General features: G+C 69.5%; 17 protein-coding genes. 9 read left to right on the top strand and 8 right to left on the bottom strand.

The genetic code is table 11. From position 1 onward, the window contains the following. The coding region (locus tag NJ1_RS02610) for a helix-turn-helix transcriptional regulator (protein ID WP_157573698.1) at nt 1-259 on the bottom strand (259 nt) is incomplete at its 3' end. A gap of 61 nt (nt 260-320) precedes the next feature. Between NJ1_RS02610 and NJ1_RS41095 the strand changes: the two genes are divergently transcribed. Continuing rightward, nucleotides 321-1,385 carry a Rid family hydrolase gene (locus NJ1_RS41095; protein ID WP_157573697.1) on the top strand — a complete coding sequence of 355 codons (1,065 nt, stop codon included), beginning with the start codon at nt 321-323 and terminating at the stop codon, nt 1,383-1,385. 235 nt (nt 1,386-1,620) lie between these two features. On the opposite strand, the gene NJ1_RS02600 is transcribed toward NJ1_RS41095, so the two are convergent. Beyond that, on the bottom strand, nt 1,621-2,034 hold the full coding sequence (locus NJ1_RS02600) for a hypothetical protein (protein ID WP_067686748.1): 414 nt from the start codon (nt 2,032-2,034) through the stop codon (nt 1,621-1,623). A gap of 310 nt (nt 2,035-2,344) precedes the next feature. Here NJ1_RS02600 and NJ1_RS02595 point away from each other — a divergent pair, with 310 nt between their 5' ends. Next, nucleotides 2,345-2,836: a beta-class carbonic anhydrase gene (locus NJ1_RS02595; RefSeq protein ID WP_067686746.1), complete on the top strand. Its 492-nt coding sequence runs from the start codon at nt 2,345-2,347 to the stop codon at nt 2,834-2,836. 276 nt (nt 2,837-3,112) lie between these two features. Here the strand turns inward: NJ1_RS02595 and NJ1_RS02590 are convergent, their stop codons facing one another. The 4 genes from NJ1_RS02590 to NJ1_RS02575 form a co-directional block, all read right to left on the bottom strand. After that, the gene (locus NJ1_RS02590) at nt 3,113-3,970 is read right to left on the bottom strand and encodes a heme ABC transporter ATP-binding protein (protein WP_067686742.1); all 858 of its coding nucleotides are present in this window, start codon (nt 3,968-3,970) and stop codon (nt 3,113-3,115) included. Continuing rightward, complete coding sequence (locus NJ1_RS02585) at nt 3,967-5,040, bottom strand: FecCD family ABC transporter permease (protein WP_067686977.1); 1,074 nt, start codon at nt 5,038-5,040, stop codon at nt 3,967-3,969. The genes NJ1_RS02590 and NJ1_RS02585 overlap by 4 nt, the downstream gene beginning before the upstream one ends. Before the next feature lie 335 nt (nt 5,041-5,375). Continuing rightward, on the bottom strand, nt 5,376-6,416 hold the full coding sequence (locus NJ1_RS02580) for a heme/hemin ABC transporter substrate-binding protein (RefSeq protein ID WP_084477657.1): 1,041 nt from the start codon (nt 6,414-6,416) through the stop codon (nt 5,376-5,378). Between the two features lie 21 nt (nt 6,417-6,437). Continuing rightward, nucleotides 6,438-7,400 (bottom strand): aldo/keto reductase, encoded by a 963-nt coding sequence (locus NJ1_RS02575; protein ID WP_067686740.1) that lies wholly within the window; start codon nt 7,398-7,400, stop codon nt 6,438-6,440. 235 nt (nt 7,401-7,635) lie between these two features. On the opposite strand from NJ1_RS02575, the gene NJ1_RS02570 reads away from it, so the two are divergent. The 7 genes from NJ1_RS02570 to NJ1_RS02540 all read left to right on the top strand — a co-directional run bounded on the left by NJ1_RS02570 (nt 7,636) and on the right by NJ1_RS02540 (nt 16,794). After that, nucleotides 7,636-8,574, top strand: coding sequence for an undecaprenyl-diphosphate phosphatase (locus NJ1_RS02570; protein WP_084477656.1), 939 nt, complete (start codon nt 7,636-7,638; stop codon nt 8,572-8,574). A gap of 16 nt (nt 8,575-8,590) precedes the next feature. After that, on the top strand, nt 8,591-9,325 hold the full coding sequence (locus tag NJ1_RS02565) for a histidine phosphatase family protein (protein ID WP_067686730.1): 735 nt from the start codon (nt 8,591-8,593) through the stop codon (nt 9,323-9,325). A 27-nt stretch (nt 9,326-9,352) separates the two neighbouring features. After that, entirely contained in the window at nt 9,353-9,937 is a 585-nt protein-coding gene (locus NJ1_RS02560; protein WP_067686969.1) for a DUF3090 domain-containing protein, read from the top strand. Further along, nucleotides 9,934-10,713, top strand: a complete 780-nt coding sequence (locus NJ1_RS02555) for an SCO1664 family protein (RefSeq protein ID WP_067686727.1) — start codon at nt 9,934-9,936, stop codon at nt 10,711-10,713. The genes NJ1_RS02560 and NJ1_RS02555 overlap by 4 nt, the downstream gene beginning before the upstream one ends. A gap of 238 nt (nt 10,714-10,951) precedes the next feature. Next, nucleotides 10,952-12,190, top strand: a complete 1,239-nt coding sequence (mshC, locus tag NJ1_RS02550) for a cysteine--1-D-myo-inosityl 2-amino-2-deoxy-alpha-D-glucopyranoside ligase (protein WP_067686726.1) — start codon at nt 10,952-10,954, stop codon at nt 12,188-12,190. Nucleotides 12,191-12,622: 432 nt separating this feature from the next. Beyond that, nucleotides 12,623-15,625, top strand: coding sequence for a crotonase/enoyl-CoA hydratase family protein (locus NJ1_RS02545; protein ID WP_245717179.1), 3,003 nt, complete (start codon nt 12,623-12,625; stop codon nt 15,623-15,625). Between the two features lie 248 nt (nt 15,626-15,873). Continuing rightward, the gene (locus NJ1_RS02540) at nt 15,874-16,794 is read left to right on the top strand and encodes an alpha/beta fold hydrolase (protein WP_067686724.1); all 921 of its coding nucleotides are present in this window, start codon (nt 15,874-15,876) and stop codon (nt 16,792-16,794) included. 29 nt (nt 16,795-16,823) lie between these two features. Here NJ1_RS02540 and NJ1_RS02535 read toward each other — a convergent pair whose 3' ends face one another. Further along, nucleotides 16,824-17,327 carry a hypothetical protein gene (locus NJ1_RS02535; RefSeq protein WP_067686721.1) on the bottom strand — a complete coding sequence of 168 codons (504 nt, stop codon included), beginning with the start codon at nt 17,325-17,327 and terminating at the stop codon, nt 16,824-16,826. Then, nucleotides 17,318-17,986 carry an SMI1/KNR4 family protein gene (locus tag NJ1_RS02530; RefSeq protein ID WP_067686718.1) on the bottom strand — a complete coding sequence of 223 codons (669 nt, stop codon included), beginning with the start codon at nt 17,984-17,986 and terminating at the stop codon, nt 17,318-17,320. The genes NJ1_RS02535 and NJ1_RS02530 overlap by 10 nt, the downstream gene beginning before the upstream one ends. Nucleotides 17,987-18,017: the final 31 nt, after the last annotated feature.

The following is an 18,017-nucleotide window of genomic DNA, read 5'->3' as shown; positions in this document are numbered from 1 at the left end:
TGATCGCTTCCTGGTCGTCCAGCAGCAACGGGGGTAGGTGCTGGCCCGCGCCCAGTTGGTAGCCGCCGCCGACGCCCTGGCTCGCGTGCACGGGATATCCGAGGGTGCGCAGTCGTTCCACGTCGCGGCGGACCGTGCGTGCGGTGACCTGCAGCTGCCGGGCGAGTTCGGGGCCGGTCCAGACCTGGCGCTGTTGCAGCAGTCCGAGCAGGGTCAGTACCCGCTCGGTGGTGCCGCGGTCGTGCGCGCCGGTGTCCATGACGTCATTTTCGCAGAGATTGCGGACCGATACTGTCCGCTAGGGGTGCCAGGGTGGTCGCATGGACGCAGACGAGAGGGGCACAGGCGAGATGGCCACATACGAGCAGGAGCGGTCCGGACCCGGATCGTCGGGCAAGGACCCGGCTGCGCACGCTGGTGACGCGCCGGGCTTCGCGTGGAATCGCACGTTGCGCGAGCAGTGGGAGTTCCATTGGAACCATCAGATCCGCGAGCGGCTGCGCGGGCTCGAGGACGCGGAGTATTTCTGGTCTCCGGTGCGGGATGCGTGGAGTGTGCGCGAACGTGGCACCTCGAGCGCGCCGATGCAGGCCGGTTCGGGGGATCTGGTCATCGAATTCGCGTATCCGCAACCGGATCCCGCGCCGTTCACCACGATCGCGTGGCGGCTCGGTCATGTGATCGTCGGGGTGCTGGGTGCGCGCAATGCCGCGCATTTCGGGGCCGCGCCGGTCTCGTACGAGTCCTGGACGTATGCCGGGGACGCGGCCGGCGCGCTCGAGCAGCTCGAGACGCAGCTCGAGGTGTGGCTGGCCGGGGTGCGCGGGCTGACCGAGGAGCAGTTGCGGGCGCCGGTCGGGGCGAAGGAGCCCTATCCGGAACTGAGCATGGCCGATCTGATCCAGCACATTCATCGGGAGCTGATCCATCATCTGTCCGAGGTCTGTCTGCTGCGAGATCTGTACCTGCACACCGAGATCGACGCCGAGGAGAACCCCGTGAGCAACACCCGTCTGGATCCCGCGGAGCTGGCGTACAACCCGGCGTTCACCCAGGGGGTGATCGCACCGGCGGGACGGATCGTGTACGTGGGCGGGCAGCTGGGCACCGACGGCTCCGGGGCGGTGCTCGAGGGGATCGAGGCTCAGACCGAGCAGGCGATGCGCAATGTGCTGGCGGTGCTGGCCGCGGCGGGCAGCGGGCCCGAGCACGTGGTCAAGATGACCATCTATCTGGTCGCCGGGGCCGACGTGCAGGCGGGGTTCGCCGCATCGCGGAAGGTGTGGGGCGAGCACCGCACGGCGATCACCGTGGTCAGCACCGCGGGGCACGCGCGGCCCGGGGTGCTGGTGGAGATCGACGCCGTGGCCACGATCCCGGAGTAGATGCGGTGCCGCAGGGGTTGGGACGGGATCGGGCCGGGTGAATTCACGGTGGTGCCGAATTCACCGGCGTGCCGATGTGAAATCAGCGGCATGACAACCCGATTCGACTCCTTCGCGCACCGTGACCCCTCTGCCGAATGCCCCTCGCCCCCATGCGGCCCGCCTTTCGCTACAGCCGGTGAGTGTCGGACCGTCGGACCACCGTGTGTCCGAGCGTGTTTCGCTCACCTGCGACCTATTCACGGTCGTCGGACCAGCCGTGCACCTTCTGGCGGTGTCCGCGCGGGCAGGTGCCGAGGGTGTGGTCGTAGCCGCCGGCGTCGTGGATGGGTTCGGGGCTCCAGTGCCGGGTGCAGTAGTTCACTTCGCACGGCACGCAGAAGAAGGGGGCGAAGAGCCAGTGGTAGCGGCGAAGCAGGATCGGGTCGGCGTCGTCCTGGGCGACGATCAGGCACAGCGCGTCGAAGGCGTCGCGGTCGCGCACGGTCCAGTTGAAGGTGTCGCCCAGAAATCCGGTGATGATGACCGCGCCGGGCAGGGTGGGTGAGGCCAGGAAGATTCCGGCGACCGAGTCGTCGGCGCAGGCGGCGCAATGGAACAGTGCCGCGCCTTTGTCCGCTGTGCCGATGAGTGTGCCGAATCGAGTCATGCCAGCCCCCCAGGCGTGCGTGGACGGAGCGGTGTGGCGGGCTCCGTGACGGGAGAGGCGAGGATATCAACGGTTGCGATTGCGCGAAAGGTGTTTCGGCACAGCGGTTCACGCGATGACGCGGCGGCCGTCGACTCCCGGGTGCGTGGTGTGGCGGAGCCGGGCTGGTCACGATGGGCGCGGACGGGAGGCGGCGGCAAGGGTTTGCCTCAGCGTGCGCGCATCCCTCGCGCCGGCGCTCGAACTGCGCGACGGTCGATGCACAGATTCGCATGTCCTCACCCCACTCCCACGACGCAAGGACGCGACCATGACCGTCACGGACGAATATCTCGCCAACAACGCCGAATACGCCGCCGGGTTCGGTGGTGCGCTGCCGCTGCCGCCGAGCAAGCATGTCGCGGTGGTGGCCTGCATGGACGCGCGCCTGGACGTGTACCGGATCCTGGGTCTGGGGGACGGGGAGGCGCACGTGATCCGCAATGCGGGCGGTGTGGTCACCGATGACGAGATCCGGTCGCTGGCGATCAGTCAGCGGTTGCTGGGCACCACCGAGATCATCCTGATCCATCACACCGATTGCGGCATGCTCACCTTCACCGACGACGATTTCAAGAAGTCGATCCAAGACGAGACCGGGATCAAGCCCGCGTGGTCGGCCGAGGCGTTCGGGGATCTGGAGGAGGATGTGCGCCAATCGATTCGGCGGATCGAGGCCAGTCCGTTCGTGACCGCGACGAGTTCGTTGCGCGGCTTCGTATTCGATGTGGCGACCGGCAAACTCGGCGAGGTCGTGGTCTGAGATCGGTGCGCCGGAATCCGCGTGCCGCGCACGCCGCCGTGTCGCTGCTGGTGCACCCGCGGTCGGGCGGGGACGCGCGCGAGTGAGTCACCGGCGGTGATCGCACCGCCGTGCGATCACCGGTGAGTTCTCGAAGCTGAACTCGCTTGTCACACAGATGTTCCCGCGCGGCTCGGCCCCGGGTAACGGGCACGGTGTGCGTGCCCACCGGCCGGTCGGACGGTCCGCTGTGCGCGACTCTTCCCGCACGGCGGACCGTCGGGGTTCTCCGGTCTCTCAGTCGGTGCGGCCGCGTACCGGCAGCACGAGTTGGTTGCCGGTGACGGGGTGGTCGAACACGTCGACGGGGTGTTTGTAGACGCGGGTGAGCAGTTCGGTGGTGAGCACCTCGCGGGGTGGGCCGTGCGCGGCGATGCGTCCGGCGTCCAGGACCGCGACGCGGTCGGCGTAGGCGGCCGCGACGCCCAGGTCGTGCAGGACGACCACGACGGCCGCTCCGGCGGTGGCGCGGGCGCGGGCCAGGCGTAGGACCTGCTCCTGGTGCCCGAGGTCCAGGGCGGCGGTGGGTTCGTCCAGGAGCAGGGTCGCGGTGTCCTGGGCCAGGACCCGGGCCAGGGCGACGCGGGCGCGTTCGCCGCCGGAGAGGGCGGGGAAGGTGCGTGCGGCCAGGTGGTGCACGTCGGTGGCGCTCAGGGCGTCGGCGATGCGGCGCTCGTCGTGGTCCTGGCGGGGGGTGCGGGCCCAGGGGGCGCGGCCCATGGCGACGACTTCGCGTGCGGTGAACGGGAATCCGACGGTGTGGTTCTGGGGCAGGACCGCGCGGCGGCGGGCCATCTCGACCGGGGCCCAGTCCGCGAGGGGGCGGCCGTCGAGTTCGACGGTGCCGGTGCTGGGTCGCATTTCGCCGGCCAGGGCCGCGAGCAGGGTGGATTTGCCCGCGCCGTTGGGTCCGACCAGGGCGACGATCTGTCCGGCGACGACGTCGAAGTCGACGTCCTCGAGGACGCGGCGCCCGCCGTCGCGTTCGACCGCGACACCGCGGGCGCGCAGGGTGACGGTGCCGGGCGCGGGGTCGGCGGGGACCTCGTCGCGTCGGGTGAAAACACCGGTGAGGCTTCGCAATACGGTGCTCATGCCCAACCTCCCGAACGGGCGCGGGTGCGCCGCAGCAGCCAGAAGAAGAACGGTCCGCCGACCAGTGAGGTCAGCATGCCCAGGGGCAGGTCCGCGTTGTGGACCAGGGCGCGCGCGCCGATGTCCGCGGCCAGCAGCACCACCGCGCCCAGGATGGCGCTGAGCGGGATCAGCACGCGGTGGCCGGGACCGACGAGCATGCGCACCAGGTGCGGCACGATCAGTCCGACGAACAGGATGATGCCGGTGAACGACACGCCGGCGGTGGCCAGGATCGCGACGATGACGATGACGTTGCGGCGCAGGCGTTCCACGTCCACGCCCAGGTGCCGGGCCGCGGATTCCCCGAGTGCGAGCAGATCGAGTTTGCCCGACAGGACGATCGCGGCCAGCACGCCGATCGCGGTGAGGGGCGCGACCACGCCTACCGATTGCCAGGTCGAGCCGTTGAGGCTGCCCAGTTGCCAGAACACGATCTGATCGCGGGCCGCGGGGGATGCGGTGAACAGCAGGAACGAGATCAGTCCGCCCGCGAAGGCGTTGATGGCCACACCGGTCAGGACCAGGGTGACCACTTCGGTGCGCCCGTTCGAGCGCGAGAGCACGTACACCAGCAGTGTGGTGATCAATCCGGCGGCGAAGGCTCCCGCCGCGACGGACCAGGCCGCGACGAACGCGCCGCCGAACACGATGACCGCGCCCGCGCCGACCGCGGCACCGGCCGATACTCCGATGACGCCGGGTTCGGCGAGCGGGTTGGCGAACACTCCCTGCAAGAGTGCACCCGCTGTCGCGAGTGCCGCGCCGACCAGGATCGCGAGGACCACGCGCGGGAATCGCACTTCCCACAGGGTCACGTCCCCGGCGGGGTGGGCGGGCATCGGTCCCCAGTCCAGGCCGATCCGGTGAAAGAAGCTGCCCGCCACTTCCGCGGGTGTGGTGGGCACCTGCCCGACCGCCGCGGAGATCAGCGCGAGCACCACCAGCGCCAGGAGCGCGGCGGCGAAGATCAGTGTCGTGCGTGAGAGGGTGCGGCGTCCGCGGGTGACCGGCCCGGGATCGCCGAGCATCGAATCCTGTTCGGCGAGGACTACATTCGATGAATCGCCGGGCAGAGGCGCGGTGCGGGCGTCCCCTGCGGAGGTGCACGCGCCGGTGCCCTGTCGCGCCACGCGCTGCGCGTCGGCGGTGTCCGGGGCGTGCGCGCCGGGCACCGAGGAGGCAGGGTCGGCGCCGGCCGGGCCGGGGTTCGCACCGGCCGTGACGTCGAGTGGGTTCGAGGAACCGTTCGTGATGGACCCGGGCGAGGCCGACCTCTGCGGGGAGTCGGTCGGCGACTCGGGTGCCTGCGCGGGCGGATCGGGGTGGGGCACGGGGGAATCCTGCGGGTGTTCGGGGGTGGGGCTCATGCGGTCTTGTCGCCGTAGACCGCCTTGACCAGTGCGTCCACCACGCGCCCGGTGTTGGGGCCGAAGCTGAGCAGGACCGCGTCGGACATGTCGACGATGCGCTTGTCCTTGCCCGCGGGGGTCTGGGCGATGCCGGGGATCTTGGCGAGCCCCTCGACGCCGCCGACCGAGGCGAGCCCGTCGGACATGACGATGATGACCTGGGGTGCGGCGGCGATGAGCGCTTCGCTGGTGATCGGGACGAAGGGTTCCTCGACCCCCGAGGCGGTGCCCGCGTCGGTGCCGCCGATGGCGGTGATGAGCGAGTCCGCTCCCGATCCGGGTCCGGCCAGCATGGTGATGGCGGTGCTGCGCAGGTACAGGAACGCCATGCGCAGCGCCTCGTCGTGGGCGGGCACGGTGGCCGTGGCCGCGGCGATCTCGGTGCGGGTGCGCTCGCCCAGGGCCTTGCCCGCCGCGGGCACGCCCAGGGCGGCGGCCACGGCCTCGATCTGCGGGACGACGCCGTCCATGCTGCGCTGGGAATCGAAGTACACGACCGTGATGCCCAGGGCGCGGAGTTGTTCCTTCATCACCGGGGTGGCGCTGACGGTGTCGGTCAGGAACACCGAGGGCCGCAGTGCGGCAATGGCTTCCACGTTCAGGGTGCCCGATCCGGCGGTCACGTTGGGCAGGTCCTTGACCGCGGGGAACGCCGCGGCGGTGGAGCGGCCCACGAGTTTGGGTCCCAGGCCCAGCGCGACCACGGTCTGGGCGAGGGTGCCGTAGCGGTCCGCGGCGATGATGCGGCTCGAGTCGGTGACCGTGACCTCCGCGCCGTCGAAGGATGGGACGGTCACCGGCAGGGTGGGGGTGGGTTCGGGTCCGATCGGGACCGGGTCCAGGTTCGCCAGGGTGGCGGTGGCGGGTCCGTGCGCGGCGGAGCCGGTGGCGGCGGGGTTGCTGCACGCGGTCGTGCCGGCGATCAGGCTCGCGCCCAGCAGCACGAGCAGAGTGCGCAGGACGACGGCCGATCGGGCGCTCACGGGAGACCTCATGCAGGTAAGGCTAGCCATGGCTCATTCTGTGCGTGCACTGACGTCACCGAGTGCGGCCGCGATGGCGCGCGGGAGCTCGAGGGTTTCCGCGGCCAGGATCCCGGTGAGCTGCCCGATGTCGCGGGCTCCGACCAGCAGGCTGGCCACGCCGGGCTGGTCGCGGATCCACGCCAGCGCCACCGCCAGCGGTGAGGTGCCCAGTCCGTCCGCGGCGGTCACCACCGCGTCCACCACCCGCACCGCGCGGTCGTCGAGGTGCGCGGTGATCTCCGCGGCGGTCGCCTCGTCCGCCCCGCGCGAGTCCGCGGGCACTCCGTCACGGTATTTGCCGGTCAGGATGCCTCCGGCCAGGGGTGCGGTGGCGATCACGCCGATGCCGTGATGCTGTGCGGCGGGCACGAATTCGTGTTCCACGCCGCGCGCGAGCAGCGAGTACGGGGTCTGGGTGGCGGTCAGGGGTGCGGCCGCGGCGAGGGTGGCCAGTTGCCAGCCGTCGTAGCCGCGGGCTCCGGCGTAGCGCACGCGTCCGGTGCGCACCGCCCACTGCAGGGTGTCGGCGATCTCGTCGAGCGGGGTGTGCGGATCCCATGCCGCGACGGTCCACACGTCCAGGTGATCGGTGCCCAGCAGGGCCAGGGTCTGATCGAGCTGGCGCATCATGGTGCGCCGGGAGGCGTCCACGATCCAGCGGGTGGGCGCGGGGGCGGGTCCGGCGGCCGGATCGCTCAGAAGTGCTCTGTGCCCGGCACATCCGGACAGCACCAGTTCCTCCCGGCCCACCTCGCGCAGCAGTTCCCCGAGGATGTGCTGGGCGTTGCCGTCCCCGTAGGCGGGGGAGGTGTCCACCAGGGTGCCTCCGGCCTCCATGAACGCGACCAGTTGCGCGGCCGCGTCGTCGGCATCGGTTTGCCTGCCCCAGGTGTGGGTGGCCAGGCCGAGGCGGGAGACGCGCAATCCGCTGCGCCCCACCGTCCGTTGTTCCATCACCGCGCATACCCTTTCGTCACACGCGTCAGCCTATGCGCACAAATCCCTTCCGCCCCCACCTCCGGTGTGGACACCGGCGGGTCGGGTGTGAAGTTCGGGTGCCGGGGGTCCTGCCCCGGGCACCCGCGCCCTGTAAGGTCGCGGCGGTGTTCGCGGCGGATGCCGCCACGGGTGGGCGAATTGTCCACCGGCAGGCAACGATTGGGGACTGGAGGGTGAGTTGGGCGAGTCGATGACGTGGGTGCAGGCCCTGGTGCTGGGTCTGGTGCAGGGCTTGACGGAGTTTCTGCCGATTTCGTCCTCGGCGCACATGCGGATCGTGTCGGCGGTGTTCTTCGGCGACGATGCCGGCGCCTCGTTCACCGCCGTCACCCAGCTGGGCACCGAGGCCGCGGTGCTGGTGTATTTCGCCAAGGACATCTGGCGGATCCTGCAGGCCTGGTTCACCACGATCTTCCGCAAGGTGAACGGGCGCGGGGTGCGCGCGAGCGTCCCGTTGAGCGAGGCCCCCACCACCGTGTTGCCGGTGTACGACGAGCGGGTGCCGGGCGGCTATGTGCTGGACGAGGATTCGCAGCGCGAGCTGGACTATCGGATCGGCTGGTATGTGATCATCGCCACGGTGCCGATCGGGGTGATCGGGTTCCTGCTCAAGGACCAGATCCGTACCGGCGCACGCAATCTGTGGCTGGTGTCGTTCATGTTGATCGCGTTCGCGCTGGTGATCGCCGCGGCGGAGTACTACGGCACCAAGCGTCGCCCGATCCAGCAGCTGACCACCCGTGACGGGCTGGTGATGGGTTTCGCGCAATGCCTGGCGTTGATTCCGGGTGTGTCCCGTTCGGGCGCCACGTCCTCGGCCGGGTTGTTCCTGGGTCTGACCCGTGAAGCGTCGGTGCGGTTCTCGTTCCTGCTGGCGATTCCGGCGGTGCTGGCCTCGGGTCTGTTCAGCCTGCCCGATGCGTTCGAACCCGCCGGTGAGGGTCTCAACGCGTCGGGACCGCAGATTCTGGTGGCGACGATCGTGTCGTTCGTGGTCGGGTACGCCTCGGTGGCGTGGCTGCTGCGGTTCGTGACCAAACACTCGCTGGACTGGTTCGTGGGCTACCGCATCGCGCTGGGTGTGATCGTGATGGCGCTGCTGGCGACCGGCGTCGTGTCGGCGACCTAGCCAGTAGGCTGTCACGGTGACGGTGATCCTCCTGCGGCACGGCGTCTCCACGTCGAACACCGCCCATACCCTGGCTGGTCGAAGCGCCGGGGTCGATCTGACCGATCGAGGTCGTGAGCAAGCCCAGACGGTGGCTCAGCGCCTGGGTTCCCTGCCGATCGAGCACATCGTGTGCTCGCCGCTGTTGCGCTGTCAGCGAACGGTGGCACCGCTGGCGGACAAGCTGGGCATGGAAGCCGAGCCCGACGAGCGGCTCCTCGAGGTGGACTACGGCGACTGGACGGGCCGAAAACTTTCCGAGCTGGTGACCGAACCGCTGTGGAAAGTGGTGCAGCGGCACGCTTCGGCGGCGGTGTTTCCGTCGGGAGAAGGCTTGGCGCAGGTGCAGTTCCGTGCGGTGGCCGCGATCCGTGAACGCGATCGCGAGTTCGCCGAGAAACACGGCGGTGATGTGCTGTGGGTGGCGTGCACGCACGGTGATGTGATCAAGTCTGTGCTGGCCGATGCGTTCGGTATCCATCTCGACGGTTTTCAGCGGATCGTGGTCGAGCCCGCCTCGATCAGTGTGGTTCGCTACAGCCCGACCGCGCCGTACGTGTGGCGGGTGAACGATACCGGCGCCGATCTGTCCGCGTTGGCGGCGATTTCGCCGCAAACCGGCGGCGAATCGCGCTCGGGGCCGGTGCCCGGTGGTGAAACGGGTATCACCGGTAGTACGGATAATGAGAATGCGGGAAGCCCCGATTCTTAGTGGTGAGTGAGCTTTCAGGAGGTGCAGATGAGCCGGGCAATCCATATTTTCCGCACCCCCGATCGTTTCGTCGCCGGCACCGTCGGCGAGCCGGGTGATCGCGCCTTCTACCTGCAAGCCGTGCAGGAGCCGCGGGTGGTCAGCGTGCTGCTCGAGAAGCAGCAGGTGAAGGTGCTGGCCGATCGGATGGGACTGCTGCTGGACGAGGTGGCGCGCCGCTTCGGCACCCCGGTGCCGCCCCAGGCCGCCGATGTCGCGGATGTCGCGCCGCTGGTGACCCCGATCGAATCCGAATTCCGGGTCGGCACCATGGGTTTGGGCTGGGACGCGGATGCGAACGCGGTGGTGGTGGAGTTGTTGGCGATCACCGAGACCGAGGTCGACGAGTCGGTGGTGCTCGATGACACCGAGGAGGGCCCGGACGCGGTGCGGGTGTTCCTGACTCCGATCCAGGCGCGGGAGTTCGCGTTGCGGTCCACGCGGGTGATCGCGGCGGGTCGTCCGCCGTGCCCGCTGTGCGGGGAACCGCTCGCGCCGGTGGGTCATATGTGTGTGCGCACCAACGGGTACAAGCGTGGCGGCATCTTCGGTGCGGCCGATCTCGAGGAATGACCGTGTCACCGGACCCGCTGCGCACCGCGGACCTGACGGTGCTGGGGCAGATCACCTCCGCCAGCAATGCCACGCTGGTGTGCCGGGCGCAGGATCTGCGCGTGGTGTACAAGCCGGTGCGCGGGGAACGGCCGCTGTGGGATTTCCCGGACGGCACCCTGGCCGGGCGTGAGGTCGCGTCGTATCTGGTGTCGGAAGCGTTGGGCTGGGGCGTGATTCCCGAGACGGTGCTGCGCGAGGGACCGTACGGGCCGGGCATGGTGCAGCGGTGGATCGATATCGTGCAGGACCCCGAGGGCGGGCCGGATCCGGTGGATCTGGTGCCGGCCGGTGAGGTGCCGCCGGGCTATCGCGAGGTGTTGCGGGCGCTGGATCCCTCGGGGCATCCGGTGTCGCTGATCCATGCCGAGGATCCGGGCCTGCACCGCATGGCGGTGCTCGATGTCCTGATCAACAATGCCGATCGCAAGGGCGGGCATGTGCTTGCGGGTCCGCACGGGCGCGCCTATGGGGTGGATCACGGGATCTGCCTGCACACCGAACCCAAGTTGCGCACCGTGCTGTGGGGGTGGGCCGGGGAGCCGGTGGCGGAGCAATTGCTCACCGACATCACGGTTTTGGTGAAGTCGCTGCCCGGGGAGCTGGGTGAGCGACTCTCGGAGTTGATCACCGATGCGGAGATCGAGGCGCTCGAGGCGCGCGGGCGTGCCCTGCTCGAGGATCCGGTGATGCCGATGCCGAACTCTCAGCGTCCGATTCCGTGGCCCGCGTTCTGAGCGCGGCGCACCCGCGTGTGCGGCGCTCGCGCACCCCGGGCTACTGTGCGCGGTGAGCGCGTGGAGTGCGTGCGCACTCTCGGGCGGCGCGGAGGTTGCAAGCTGCCGGAATACAACCATTGACGTGTGCGTATGCGGCATTGCAGTGCAGGTCGCCGGGGCCGCTTCGGGGGTGGGTGGGGTGCCGGTGAGCGGGGGCGCGCACGTCGTACGCCGATCGCCCGGTTAACCTCGAATCATGCAGTCCTGGTCCGATACCGCTGTCCCGACCGTCCCCGGATCCGGACCGGCGTTACGTCTGTTCGACACCGCCGACAAGCAGGTGCGCCCGGTCACCCCCGGGGCCACCGCCACCATGTACGTGTGCGGCATCACCCCGTACGACGCCACCCATCTCGGGCACGCGGCCACCTACCTGACCTTCGACCTGGTCAATCGCCTGTGGCGTGATGCGGGCCTGGACGTGCATTACGTGCAGAACACCACCGATGTGGACGATCCGCTGTTCGAGCGCGCCGAGCGCGACGGGATCGACTGGCGTGCGCTGGGCACCCGCGAGATCGAGTTGTTCCGTGAGGACATGGCGGCGCTGCGGGTGATTCCGCCGCGCGAGTACATCGGCGCGATCGAGTCGGTGCACGAGGTCGTGGAGATGGTCGACAAGCTGCTGGCCTCGGGTGCGGCGTACATCGTGGATGATCCGCAGTTCCCGGATGTGTATTTCCGCCACGATGCCACCGAGCAGTTCGGGTACGAGTCCGGCTACGACCGCGCGACCATGGAGCGACTCTTCGCCGAGCGCGGCGGTGACCCCGAGCGGGCGGGCAAGCGTGATCCGATCGACGCGCTGCTGTGGCGTGCGGAGCGTGCGGGTGAGCCGTCGTGGCCCGCGCCGTTCGGGCCGGGGCGTCCGGGCTGGCACATCGAGTGTTCGGCGATCGCGCTGAACCGGATCGGTACCGAATTCGATGTGCAGGGCGGGGGCAGCGATCTGATCTACCCGCATCACGAATACTCCTGCGCCCATGCCGAAGCCCTGGTCAAGGGCCGCCGCTTCGCCCGCCACTATGTGCATGCGGGGTTGATCGGCCTGGACGGGGAGAAGATGTCCAAATCGCGCGGCAATCTGGTGTTCGTCTCGGCGTTGCGCCGCTCGGGCACCGACCCGGCCGCGATCCGGCTGGGTTTGTTCGCCGGGCATTACCGTCAGGATCGTGAATGGTCCGATGCGGTGCTGGCACAGGCGCTCTCGCGGCTCGAGCGCTGGCGTGCGGCCGCGGCACTGGATTCGGGTCCGGCCGCGCAGGACACCGTCTCGCGTCTGCGCCAACATCTGGCCGATGATCTCGATACCCTTAAAGCCCTTGCCGCGGTGGACAGTTGGGCCGATCAGGCCCTGACCTACGGCGGTCCGGACACCGCGGCCCCGGCGTTGATCGGTGACGCGGTCGACGCGCTGCTGGGCGTTCGTCTCTGAGATTGCCGCCCCCAGGCCGACTGCGTCGGCGCTGACTCCTCGGCTGCCGGTGTGATCGGGGCTGGTTGTCATCGCTGCTTGTCGTCTGCGGACCGGATCGTGCCGAGGATCGGCCGCTGTCACCGCCGGATTCTGCGAGGCAACCACCGCACTACTCCCGCAGGCGTTTTCACTCGGGGGTGGGCCCGAGGATCTGACGCATGTGGATCTGTACGCGTGCTTCCCCGGTGGCGGCACGGATCGCTGCGCGCGAGCGGCTGGAGCGAGGTGGCTCCGCGGGCGGGAGTGCGCACGTGAACCCGTTGTCCGATTCTCGGGAACGAGGGGTGGGCCGGGCGTGGTGGGGTGCGAAGTAATCCTCGGGCTGCCGTTCTCCGCGAGTAGGCGATACGGTGAGTCTCAGATGTTCTCACCTCAACGAGGAGGCTGGCTGTGACTGCGGTGCCCGGATTCGAGCGTTTCCGTGCGGTTTTCGAGCAGGGACGTACGGTGCGCAAGCAGATACGTGCCGGTGGAGATCTGTTGGGCGCGGTGCGCCGCGATCCGCGCATCGTGCGTGATCTGGTGCTCGGGTTGACCGGTCGCGCGGGTGCGGAGCCGGATGTGCCCGAGGTGGGTGAGCGGGAGTTGCCCGAGGGGCTGGGTGCGTATGCGCGGTCGGCGCACGCGCATGCGCGCCTCGAGGCCGATGCGGGTGCGGTGCGCGCGTATCTGGGTGATCTGGCGCGGATTCCGGAGTGGTTCACCTTCCATGCGGGCTGGCGCGGGGAGGCGCCGGGGCAGGCGGAGGTGGGTCTCGAGTTCACGCAGATCGCGAAATTCATGGGCATTCCGGCGGATCTGCGCTGGAGGGTGACCGAGGTGAGCGATGCGGGCATCGCGATGGCCGGTACCGGGCCGCAGGGGTTGACTCTGGGCATGTGGGTGAGTGTGCTCGCGTCGGGTGCGGGCGCGGAGGTGTATCTGGACGCGGGGCTCGCGGGTCAGCCGATCGACGGCCCGCTGGGTGCGACGGTGGCGCGCGGAATGGGTGAGGCGCTGCGCGAGTCGCTCGCGGCGTTGCCGGGGGTGCTGAGCGCGGCCGGGACAGGGTCCACCGCGGCGGGGCCGGGGTCCAAGCCGTCGCGCACGGCGGTGCGGCACCTGGCCTCCGGTGCGGTGCTCGCACCCTCGACGCCGGTACTGGTGGGTGTGGGACAGGTGGCGGACCGGATTCCGGATGCGGCGTATCTGGATCCGTCGCAGTTGGCGGTGCGGGCATTGCGTCTCGCGGCGGCCGATACCGGTGCCGGGGAGTCGCTGCTGGCGCGCGCGGACGCGGTGTTCTCGGTGGCTCCCACGTCGTGGCAGTACCGGGATCTGGGTGCGCTGGTCGCGGCGGCGGTGGGTGCGCCCGAGGTGGACACGGTGCAGTCGAGCCCGTTCGGCGGTGACGGGGGTCAGTTGCTGATCAACGAGGCCGCCGCCGCGATCGCCGCGGGCACCTACGAGGTGGTGTTGGTGACCGGTGCCGAGGCCGGCGCCACCCAGGCCGCGGCCCAGCGTGCGGGTATCGAATTGCAGTGGCCCGCACAGGGTTCGGAGGTGAAGCCGACCCGCACGGTCGGGATCGACAAGGCGGCCAATAACTCCGCCGAGTCCGAGGCGGGCCTGCAGGCCCCGATCAACATGTACGCGCTGCTCGAGTCCGCGAACCGCCATGCCCTGGGTCGCACGCCCGAGGAGCACGCGCAGGCGGTGGCGCAGTTGTGGTCGCGGTTCTCCGCGGTGGCCGCCGGCAATCCGAACGCCTGGCAGCCGCAGGAGTTCACCGCGGCCGAGATCGCGACGGTGACCGAGTCGAATCGGATGATCTCGGCCCCGTACACGAAGCTCGAATGCGCGAATCTGACGGTCGATATGGCCAGTGGCCTGATCGTGTGCAGTGCCGCGGCGGCGGAGGCGGCCGGGATTCCGCAGGACAAGTGGGTGTTCATTCATGCCGGCGCCTCGGGCACCGAGGAGTGGTTCGTGAGCGAGCGCACCGAATTGGCGGCCTCGCCCGCGATCCGGGCGCTGGGTGCGGCGGCGTTCGCGCATGCGGGAGTGGGGCCCAAGGATCTGACGCATGTGGATCTGTACGCGTGCTTCCCGGTGGCGGTGCAGATCGCCGCGCGCGAGCTGGGGTTGTCGAGCGAGGACCCCGAGCGGGCGTTGACGGTGACCGGTGGGCTGACCTTCGGTGGCGGGCCGGGCAACAATTACGGCGGTCACGCGGTGGCGACGCTGGTCGAGCGTTTGCGGGCCGAGCCCGAGACCTTCGGTCTGGCAACGTCTCTGGGCTGGTATCTGACCAAGCACGCGTTGGGCGTGTATTCCGCGACGCCGCCCAGGGCCGCGTTCGCGCATCTGACCCCGGTGATCGAGCATCCCCCGGCGCGTGTGGCGCGCACCGGGTACGAGGGTCCCGCGGTGGTGGAGGCGTACACGCTGCCGTACGACCGCGAGGGTGCCCCCGAGGCGGCGATCGTGTCGGTGCTGACCCCCGCGGGTGAGCGTGCGCTGGTGCGCAGTACCGATGCGGCCCTGCTGAGCGTGCTCACCGAGGGTGATGTGCTGGGATTGCCGGTCACGGTCTCCGGTGGCGCACTGGTGGTGGAGGGGACCGAGCGGGTCGAGTTGCCCGCCCCGCCCCCGGCGCCGGTGCTGATCGAGCGACGCGGGCACATCATGATCATCACGATCAATCGTCCCGCGGCCCGCAATGCGATCAATCTGGCGGCCGCGCTGGGTCTCGAGCGCGCGATCGACGCGTACGAGGCCGATCCGCACGCGCGCATCGCGATTCTGACCGGTGCGGGTGGATATTTCAGTGCCGGAATGGATCTCAAGGCCGCCGCGCGGGGTGAGGTGCCGATCACCGAGAAGCGCGGCATTCTGGGCATCGTGTCCCAGCCGCCACGCAAACCGTTGATCGCCGCGGTGGAGGGACCGGCGCTCGCGGGTGGGTGCGAGCTGGCGTTGAGCGCGGATCTCATTGTCGCCGCGCGTGATTCGGTGTTCGGACTGCCCGAGGTCAAGCGTGGTCTGGTCGCGGTCGGTGGTGGCGTGCTGCGCCTGTCACAGCGACTACCGCGTGCGATCGCGATGGAGCTGTCGCTGACCGGTGATCCGATCACCGCCGATCGTGCCGCTCATCTGGGGTTGATCAACCAGGTCGCCGAACCGGGCAAGGCGCTCGAGGCGGCACTGGATCTGGCCGAGCGGATCGCGGTCAACGCGCCGCTGAGTCTGGATGCGAGCAAGCAGATCATCGATCAGGCCCCGGATTGGTCCACGCAGGAGGAGTTCGCCCGGCAGGGGCAGGTCGCGGCCGGTGCCCTGTCCTCCGCGGACGCGGGAGAGGGGATGCGCGCGTTCGTGGAGAAGCGTGCACCGGTGTGGCAGGGGCGTTGAGCCGTCCGGCACCGGCGCGTCCCGGGTGGACCGGGTGGACCGGGTCCGTGACGCCGGAGCCTGTCCGGCTCACGGCGGTGCGCTGGTATCCGTGCAACGGGTGGCGGGAACGGGGCGGCTTCGTGCGCGGGGGTGCGCACGTGAACCCGTTCCCGGCACATTCTCGGCACAGCCGGACCGGTCCACGAGTCGGTGCGGTGCGAGCACAGGTCGAGGCAGCCGGGGATCGAGTATGAGACGAGGTATCGATGACATCCGCGATTCCGGGTGAGAGCACGCTGAGGTTGCGGCACGACGGGCTGGTGCTGTCCGCGCGCCACGCCGGCCCGGCCGGAGCGCCGCTGGTGCTGCTGCTGCACGGTTTCCCCGATACCCCGCACAGTTGGGACGGGCTCGTTCCGTCGTTGCTGGACGCGGGCTATCAGGTGCTGGCCCCGTGGCTGCGCGGCTACACCCCGGGCTCGGCCGATCACGGCGCCCGCTATGACCTGATGGCCGTGAGTGCCGATATCGCCGCCTGGCATCGGGAACTGGGGTCCCCGCCGACGCATCTGGTGGGTCACGACTGGGGTGCGTTCGCCGCGACTGTGCTGTCCAAACAGGCTCCACGCCAATGGCTTTCGCTCACACTGCTGGCGATCCCGCCGTTCGGGGACGGTTTCGCGCCCGCCATCGTGCGGCATCTACCCCGCCAGACGGTGATGTCCGCGTACATTCCGCTGATGCAGTCCGGTGCCTCCCCGCGCCTGCTCACGCGCGACAATGCCGCGTTCGTGCGCCGTCTGTGGCGGCGCTGGTCTCCGGACTGGTCGTTCACCGACGCGCAGTTCGCTCCGACCGCGGCGGTGTTCACCGATCCGGATCTGGCGTGGGCGGCCACGCGCTATTACCGGTCGCTGTTCACGATCCATCGCGCCCCCACCCGCGAGTTCCACCGCGCGCTGCTCTCGCGCTCGGCGGATCTGCCGACCCTGGCCCTGGCCGGAACGAACGACGGCTGCATGTCCTCGGACATGCAGCGCATCCTGGCCGAGCGTGCGGGCATCTCCCACGCCCGAGTCCCGGGCACGGGCCATTTCCTGCACGCGGAGGATCCCACGGCCGTGGGATCGCTGCTGCTGCCGCACCTGCGCGCGGCCGAACGCTCGCACCGCCCGTTCACCTCGTGAACCGTTCTCGATCCATCAGCCTCGCCGGGTCAGCGGCCGCCGCGCGGTCGACTCAACAGCGCGCGCCCGCGTTCGGGGGTGAGGCTGTAGGCCAGCACCGGGTCGGCGAGCAATGCGACCGGGGCGATGTGATCCGGCGTGCGGGGCTGCCAATGCGCCATCGCGGCCTCGAGCGCATGCCACAGTGCCGCCGGGTCGGAGTGGTGTTGCGCGAGCGCCTGTCGTACCGCGGCGTCGAATGCTCGGTTGCCGTAGGAGAGCTGGTAGCCGGGCCGCTCCACCCTGGCCCGATGCCCGTCGATGGCACGTCTGATCTCGCCCCCGGGGTCGTTTCGCGCGGTCTCCACGATCTGGGCAACGTCGAGCGCGGAGGCATACCAGGGCTCTTTGTGTGCGTGTTGCAGGAACATGCACGGCACGAACTCGTCGATGAACAGTGGACCGGTGAAGAATCCCTCCGGAACGGGTGCCAGGGGTAGCACACGCGAAAGGATCCGCGAGGCATCGTAGGGGGACGCGGTGCTCAGGAACATCTGGAGCTGGGTGTGTAAGACCGTGGCGCGTGACTGGCCGAAGTGCTGGGCTTTCTCCAGGGCCGCCATGGCTGTGTCGATGTCCCCGGAGAGGGATTCGCCTCGTGCCTGTTCGGCCACCAGATCCCAGTTGTCACGGGTTTTGCCCGCCGGCTGACGGAGGTGATGAAGGCTTTGATACTGCGATTGCATGAGGGCGGTGAACGACGGGTAGCGCTGCGGGAACTCCCCCCAGGAAACACGCTGTAGGCGGCCCATTCGCCGTTCTCGTCGCGGTCGGCCGGGTCGAGGAACAGGACCCCGGCGTCGGCGTGCAGCGAGATCAGCAGCCCGCGGTCGAACGCGTTACCCGGCGCGTCGACGGGCGGCTCGGTGATCAGGTCGGCCCAGGGCTCCCAGGTTGGTTCGAGGTCACGCAGCCATCCCAGATTGGTGGTGTCCCGCATCGTGCGCACGAATTCTCCGGCATGGCGCCAACCATCGGTGGTCAGCAGGAAGTTGCGGTAGGAGGGTGGCAACCGCAGGCCGAGGCGCTGCTCGAGTGCGGCGATGCCGGCCTCGGTGGCCGGGGCGTACCCGAGCCAGCGCTGTTGCGCCACTTCGGGATCCAACTCATCAGGATCTCTGCCGGCGATCCATTCCTCGCTCGACAGCTCCAACCACGGTCTCCAGTTCATTCGATGAACGCTA

It is taken from the genome of Nocardia jejuensis NBRC 103114 (genome assembly GCF_001613145.1).
Lineage (GTDB): Bacteria > Actinomycetota > Actinomycetes > Mycobacteriales > Mycobacteriaceae > Nocardia > Nocardia jejuensis.
The sequence above is the reverse complement of the archived record's forward strand: the minus strand, read 5'-3'. Positions and strand labels throughout refer to the sequence as shown.